General features: G+C 59.2%; 7 protein-coding genes. 4 read left to right on the top strand and 3 right to left on the bottom strand.

Going from position 1 to position 6,796, the window contains the following annotated elements:
• Nucleotides 1-616: 616 nt before the first annotated feature.
• On the top strand, nucleotides 617-859 hold the full coding sequence (locus tag AC0L2P_RS28750; RefSeq protein ID WP_473506191.1) for a PAS domain-containing protein: 243 nt from the start codon (nucleotides 617-619) through the stop codon (nucleotides 857-859).
• Between the two features lie 483 nt (nucleotides 860-1,342).
• Here AC0L2P_RS28750 and AC0L2P_RS28745 read toward each other — a convergent pair whose 3' ends face one another.
• Together AC0L2P_RS28745 and AC0L2P_RS28740 are read right to left on the bottom strand one after the other, a co-directional pair.
• Nucleotides 1,343-1,534, bottom strand: coding sequence for a YidB family protein (locus AC0L2P_RS28745; RefSeq protein ID WP_473506189.1), 192 nt, complete (start codon nucleotides 1,532-1,534; stop codon nucleotides 1,343-1,345).
• Complete coding sequence (locus tag AC0L2P_RS28740) at nucleotides 1,470-1,769, bottom strand: YidB family protein (protein ID WP_473506187.1); 300 nt, start codon at nucleotides 1,767-1,769, stop codon at nucleotides 1,470-1,472. The genes AC0L2P_RS28745 and AC0L2P_RS28740 overlap by 65 nt, the downstream gene beginning before the upstream one ends.
• 1,995 nt (nucleotides 1,770-3,764) lie before the next feature.
• On the opposite strand from AC0L2P_RS28740, the gene AC0L2P_RS28735 reads away from it, so the two are divergent.
• Together AC0L2P_RS28735 and AC0L2P_RS28730 are read left to right on the top strand one after the other, a co-directional pair.
• The gene (locus AC0L2P_RS28735) at nucleotides 3,765-4,478 is read left to right on the top strand and encodes a hypothetical protein (RefSeq protein ID WP_473506185.1); all 714 of its coding nucleotides are present in this window, start codon (nucleotides 3,765-3,767) and stop codon (nucleotides 4,476-4,478) included.
• A 70-nt stretch (nucleotides 4,479-4,548) separates the two neighbouring features.
• A complete protein-coding gene (locus AC0L2P_RS28730; protein ID WP_473506183.1) occupies nucleotides 4,549-4,734 on the top strand; it encodes a hypothetical protein in 186 nt (61 codons plus the stop codon).
• On the opposite strand, the gene AC0L2P_RS28725 is transcribed toward AC0L2P_RS28730, so the two are convergent.
• Nucleotides 4,727-5,299 (bottom strand): DUF1003 domain-containing protein, encoded by a 573-nt coding sequence (locus AC0L2P_RS28725; RefSeq protein ID WP_473506181.1) that lies wholly within the window; start codon nucleotides 5,297-5,299, stop codon nucleotides 4,727-4,729. The genes AC0L2P_RS28730 and AC0L2P_RS28725 overlap by 8 nt on opposite strands.
• Nucleotides 5,300-5,500: 201 nt before the next feature.
• Here AC0L2P_RS28725 and AC0L2P_RS28720 point away from each other — a divergent pair, with 201 nt between their 5' ends.
• Entirely contained in the window at nucleotides 5,501-6,793 is a 1,293-nt protein-coding gene (locus tag AC0L2P_RS28720; protein ID WP_473506179.1) for an OmpA family protein, read from the top strand.
• The last annotated feature ends 3 nt before the right edge of the window (nucleotides 6,794-6,796 follow it).

Below are 6,796 nucleotides of genomic sequence, written 5' to 3'. Positions count from 1 at the left end.
AGGCGGGGGTGGCGGCTGGGGCTGATCAGGTCAGACTGAAGATGGTTGCACGAGCCTGGGATCTGGTGGCGCTTTCATGACCTACCAAATTTCTCAGTCCCATCGACGCGCCGCCGAAGACGACAGAGAGAGCCGGGCTCTGACGGAAATGGCTGAAACCGTCCTCAGGGCTTCGCTCAGGCAGGCGGGGGAGGATTCAACAGCTGGCCGCATCACGCGTTCCGGGACGAGGCTGGCTCGCGTTCCGTCCCACCTTTGAGCGATGAGAGCTGACTGCCTCAGCAATTTGCGCTCGTCAGTGTGTGCGCATTTCGAAAAATCGCCACCACCATCACGGCCAGACCTTCGGCTTGTGCGCTCAGGGGATCGAGCTGCTCCTCAGCGCAAACCGTGTCGACCACGCGTTGGCAAATAGCCAGGTCATGATCCGATTCTTGCGCTGGTTCAGCATCGGGCCGACCCTCGAGGCCCGCTGCCCATGCAAGATTGCAGCGGGCCTTTGGCGAAACCGGAGGAGAGCAGATCCCGGTCTGACGAAAAAACGAAATGCAGCTCCAGTTTTGGCGACGGCAGGCGCGCCTCGTTGTGATATCATCCGCACAGAACAGACGCGCAAATGACATCGGATTCAGAGAAGGCTGCGGCGGTCGAGCAGTTGCTTGATACACCTGACCTTGCAACAGCACTCGAAAGTGAACAGTTCAAGAAATTCCTCGACCAGGTGCCGATCGCCATAGCCGTTTCGGACCTTGCCGGCGAGGAGCGCGTGGTCTACGCCAATCCGGAATTCGAGAAACTGTCAGGCCTGACAGCCGCCAGGCTCCAATGGATGCAGGTGCAGACTTGCGCTCACAAATGATCATTCGCCAGCTGCGGAAACACGCGCCATGTCACTCGCTCACAAGCCGCGCTGCACCAGGTGGAGGTCTTCCTAAAGGGCTGCTTTCCGGAATACGATTTTCTCGCCAATGGGAGGCGACGTCGTTCGACGGCGATTACCAGGTCCTGCCGGTCCGAGGGGTGGCGGCGATGAGCCTGGCACGCTGGGCGTGCTCGACTATCCCCAGCATCTGACAATGGCATCGCCGCGGCGCTGAAGGGTTTCAGGCCGGGCCGGGCACCGGCGTTGAAATAGAGGGACGGTCGCGCCGCCGGAGCTTCTTTGCGCCCCGCCGTCAAAGACGAGGAACGCGATGGCTTTTCCGCTCGTTGATCCTTATGCCCTCCGCTCGATTCGCAAAACGCCGCTACTTTAACGACCACATTCGCAGTCATTTCCGAACCGCCTGGTTGCGAGCGAAAGCGACCCGGGATGACCTTACCGGTCGGTGGCGATGTGGCGCTAAGTATGACCAGTCCTTGGGACCTCGTCCAGGAGATTTGGACCTTTGCTCGCTGGCAACTGGCCGTCGGGAGTAAGCTTGTCCACTGCCTCTGGGAGTTCTGTTGTGAGCCGGTCGAGAAGCTCGTCAATAGGACAATCCGCTTTGCTCGGCCAGATCGTCCAACGTTTGCGGGTCGATTGCTTTCTCAACCTGTTCGCGCTGAACGGGTCGGTTGGATCCTTTTCCTACCCAAGAATCTACCTGATCGCCCGCAACCGCATTTCTAAGACGGTCCAGGATGTCGCGGAGGCCGCCGGGGGAGCCAGCGCTAGCGTTGGGATCTTTCGATCTCCTGCCAGCGATCAACTCGCCGATCTTGTCTCTGTTGTTGTAGGCAAGCAGGCCAAGCAACGCTATGGCGACCTTTCCTATGTCAAGGCTCATTTCGCATCTCCTTCAATAAGAAGGCAAAAGTCATGCGCTTTTGAAAGGTTCCACGGTTCGGGTCTCCCACCGGAACTCCGGGCTAGCCCCGAACCTGTTGTATATTAGCATCTGCGGAACTTTCGGCCCTTTCGCATGCTGTGCTTTGTACTCCGGCCAGACAGCAAATTGTGATCACCTGTCGGTCAGACTTGGCCCGTCGGCTTCGGTCGGCGGGCTTTTTGTTGTCTTGGGTGGAACAACCCGCCTGCGACGATGGTTCGATCAGTAGCACTATTCGCCCAGATCGGACCCAGCATAGGAGAGCGCCGCTTGGCCACCGAGAAGCAAAGACACGACAGAGAGCAGCGCACGTCAGATGCCGCACGGGCGCTGATCGACGTCGAGCGCACGGCACGAGACGCAAAGACCGCGAGCCTCCGGGAGCAGCGGCTGAGGGCTGAGCCCACTCACCCTGTGGAATCACGCGATCGAACAGCTTCGCAGTGAACTGGTCGCATTGGCGGATCCAGGCTTTTGGGTTGCGCTGGTGGTTGCGCTGGTTCCGTACGGGATTTCCGTCGCACTGCCTCTGTGGGTAGCTAGTTGACTAAGGCGCAGGCGATTATCCGGTCCACAAACCCAATGCGCGCGATAGGATCAGGACAGGCGGGAACTCCCGTCTCACACCGCTGCGTCGAGGGGGCCGTTGATCTCGGCGGGACCCGGCCGACTTCGCGCTCGGCCTTTGGGGGCGGCCCAGCAGCTTGGTTAGGGGGTTAGGCCGCTGGGCCTGACCAGCGAGCTTTCGGGGGCTGCTCGACTGGCTGTTAATGTTTTAGCTAAATCTAATTAATGGAACCATGTGAACGAAGTACGGGGCGGCAATTCCGCTGTGTGGCAGCCAAGGGACACCACCTCCACGCCTCCAAGCCTCCAGGCCCGCAGTTCGTCGTCCCAGCTCGCCCATGGAACGGCTTGCAGACCGGCTCGACAGGGGATCGAAAGCGAAGGCATCCCGTCCCTGGCTGTCATCATGTGCTACTCGTAGATCCGCCTCTTGCGCAAGCCAGCGCTGGATGCGCCGCGCTGCAGTCTTTCCCGGCACGAACCAGCTTCTGCGCTCGTCGCTCCACCTGGCGCGCGGGAATGTCTGTCGAAACCGCTCAACCGCCGCGCGATCGTACGGAAAGCGCGCATCGGCACCAGGAGCTGGCTGCGGTGCAGCAGGGGCGTGGGATTTTTCCATCAGATTGCGAAGCACAGCACTGCCCGCAAACAACGCGGTGCAGCTCATTTGGGTCCAAGAACACCAGAACGTATAGTAGAGCCGCAGGGGAAAGCCGATGAGGCGATCGGTGAAACTGCTCAACGCGTAGCGTGGGGAAACCTTCGCCGCGCCGGACCGTTTATTCTGCACCAGGAGAGGTCCATTCATGCCCAGACGAGATGCAAAAAACCCAACGGCCAGACGGCCAAGGAGCCCTCGTTCGCGTCCCCTGAAAGGCGAGGAGACGGAAGTGAACCACATCGTCGAAACGCAAGACATATCGCCAGCCCAGGCGCGGGAGCTTGTGCGGCGCCACGGAAACGATTGGCGTAAGATCGATGAACGGGGCCTCGAACCAAGGAACGTCCGCACTAGATGATCCGGCAAAGATGCAACCGTTTACACCGACTCCAGCATGGCACGTTGCGGTCCGATGATGAGTTCGTGAAGGCGTGGCACTTACAGACGACGATCGCACGGCCATCGTCATGACCTGCGACGAAGAACGCGGCAAAGGCCATCGCGGCAAACGCACACCCGGAATTCTGCAGTAGCGTCAAGAAAAACGGCGCCGGTGACACCAACAACTAGTTTCCATAAGCGGTCGTGGTGGCGTTGCAGCTGCCATCCGAGCGCGCCAAGGCCCATCGAGTGATCTGCGACATCAGATCGTTGTGGCCTTGGCGCTACGCGCTTCCGCCGCACGCCGATTCACACTGATCGCCTCCAAACGGGCCGGAGAATGGTTGCGGATCGAAACTGGAGGCGGAATTTCGTTCCAACCGCCGGTTGGTGGACGCGTTACAACTCATGCGCCTAATGTCGACTTGATCCGCGCGCACCTGGCAAGCCCGCCCACCCGAATCCCCCGCCTGGTGCAACAGCGCTTGATCGGCCCCGCCGTACTTCATGTGCGGCGGGTTTTTATTCACTCGCTGGAACAACCGGGCCGGCGCGACGGTTCATCTCAACGCAGCAAGTCCCTCCTCATAAAAATTGCTGCCAGATCGTGTAGCACCGATCGGCCCGCGTCCTTCTCCCGGAAGCGCGGTTTTTTTGCATGCTGGTTTGGGCTACTCCACATTGACCTGCCGAGCGAAACCCTTGGTCGAATTCGTACATTAGGAATTTGGAACATAAGTGAGGCAGAAAACATTGTTGGCGCCATGGACAAGAGCGATGGCGACAATCTTCTTGAATGGCTTTCGAGCGGCCTGCCCGAAGATCAAGTGATCCGAGCAGACATCACGATGACGATTTCAAGAAAAACTGACGAGAAAAGTGGTCCGGCCGATTCGGTGGTCACGAAAGCCAGGCTGGATCACAGTCTCGTCCAGGAACAGGAAGAAGCTGACGCCTCCGTCGACCACCAACCATCCGTTCCGTTGCTCCTAGTCCTTTATGTGCTCTCGATGTTGGGATTGGTCGGATACGCGCTCGCGCGTTCGTATTTTCTATAACGCCAGCCACCTCTGGCTCGCGCGGCTCTTGAGCAGATCGTGTATTCAAGTATTGCATGCCGGCATCGGCATGGTCCCGGAAGACTGCAAGGTCGCCGGCCTGTTCCCGGGCATGGACATCGTCAACAACGTCGCGGCGACGGTTCTCTCTAAAGTGTTCTCGGGTGCAAATTTCTCCAATAGGAAGGCCGACGGCAGCCGTCCACGCAGGAGTTGGTCAAACTCGGTAGCCGCTGAGCCGCTAAAGCTCAGCTGAGAGTTGCCTTATCTCCCGCCTCCACGATCTTGTCGAGAACTGCTTCGGGCGCCACGTCCCGCTTCAGCTCCTTCAATTCCTCGTCTGCTTCCGTCTGGACGTCTAAACGCATCGCAATCTCCTCGACCATCTTGATCAGCTTGGTCGTCTCGTGTTCGTTCAGCAGGCTGACCTGGAGATCGAGATCAGCCCGCGCGTCATCTTCGGCGACCATTCGGTTCTGATTGATAAGCACAAAGGTGGAGAGAAATATTGCCTCCACGGACGCGAACATAGCTAAGATGACTAAAGAAGGATCCCAGGCCTGGACGATCGGAACGACACCAATGTTAAAGGCGATCCAGCCGCCAAAGAAAACAAGATGGATGTAGACGAAGATCATGCTGCCGGCAAACCTGCTGATTGCGGCGGCGGCCCTTTCCTCACGAGAAGCTGCTTTCGCCTCTCGCTTTCTCCGCTCGACGAGAGCCTCAATGTTGCGGGCCAACGCAGGAGCTAGCCCATCCGCGGCCGGCGTAGTTGGGGTGGCGCGTGCCGTATCGTTAGAGGGGACGCTGGGGTGCATAGGTCGCTCCTATCTCAACATCTGCCCCGATGCCTAACTGCGCATTTTGAATTTTGCTCCGTTAACCCCCCGGCGACGGCTAGCGCATGTACCAACAGGTAGCTTTTCGCGGGGAAGGTTGCGTCGCAAATCCGGCTTGATGGCCATCGCCGTCCAAGTGTCGGCCGGCTCAGGAAATCAACCAAGCGAGTGTGGCTCTCGATGACGGCGAATTTCTCGTCCGTCGCTGCTGCAAAGGCAACCCGACAGCTCGTCCGTGAGCGGAATTTACCCCGTTGCCGCCGCTTGGCCGATGCTCGCCAAGCCTCGACAATTGTTCTATGCTCTCCTTGGCACGGCATGGTCGTGAATGCGACACGGAAGGCTGTTGCCCTAGGGGGATCCATGTTCGAAGTCGTCGAAGACTGGTGGAAAACGGGCTCGAGAAGCTGGTTAGCCCTAAACACTCCTGGCTTGCTCGTCGCGCTATCGGTGCTGTTGTTGCCTGGGCTGGAAAGCGCGAATGCACAGACGAACTGGACACTCGACCCGACGGCCTCCGTGCTCACCTACCAGTCGGTCAAGAAGAATACGATCGTTGAAACCAACAAGATCAGGAACATAGCCGGCACTCTTTCTTCGACGGGTGAGGCCAAGATCACCTTTGACCTCAACTCCGTCGATACGGGTGTCGACCTTCGCAATGTCCGCATGCGGTTCCTTTTCTTTGAGACATTCAAGTATCCGTCCGCCGAACTGATCGCAAAAGTGGACCCTGCCGCATTTGCCGACCTGGCGACCAAGCGAAGGCTGAAGGCAGTGCTGCCATTCCGCCTCAACCTGCACGGGGTCGACAAGGATCTCGAGGCCAATGTCGTCGTGACCATGATCAGCGACAGCATGGTCTCCGTCGCTTCAGAGATGCCTGTTGCCGTGCATGTCGAGGACTTCGGACTGCTGTCGAATGTCGACAAACTGCAGCAAGCCGCCAATGTGACCAACATTGTTCCGACCGCTTCGGTATCGTTCGATTTCGTGTTCAACGCCGGCGGCAGCAAGCCCGCGGCCGTGCAGACAGTCGCGGCAAGTACTGCCGACGTCGGACCCGTCACCACCGATGCCGCGAAAGCGAACTTCAGCGACGAGGAGTGCCTCAACCGGTTCGCGGTGCTCTCCCGCACCGGGGCCATCTACTTTCGGTCGGCGAGCGCGCGGCTCGACAACCAAAGCCGTCCGCTGCTGGCGGAGGTGGTTGGCGTAGTCGGCAAGTGCCCCGGCCTGAAGGTAGAGGTTTCCGGCTACACCGATTCCGATGGGTCGCCTGCCGCCAACAAGCTGCTGTCGGAGCGCAGGGCCCAGGCCGTTGCCAATGCCATCGTTGCTGCGGGTATTGCCCGCACGCAGATCACGGCAACCGGGTATGGCGAGGAGCGGCCCGTTGCGGCCAACGATACGCCGAAGAACAAGGCGCTCAACCGGCGGATCGAGTTTTCCGCCACCAAGCTCGTCAACTGAGGA

The sequence above is a fragment of the Mesorhizobium sp. WSM4836 genome, from assembly GCF_055811815.1.
Note: the sequence above shows the minus strand (reverse complement) of the source record. Positions and strands in the feature narration are given on the sequence as shown.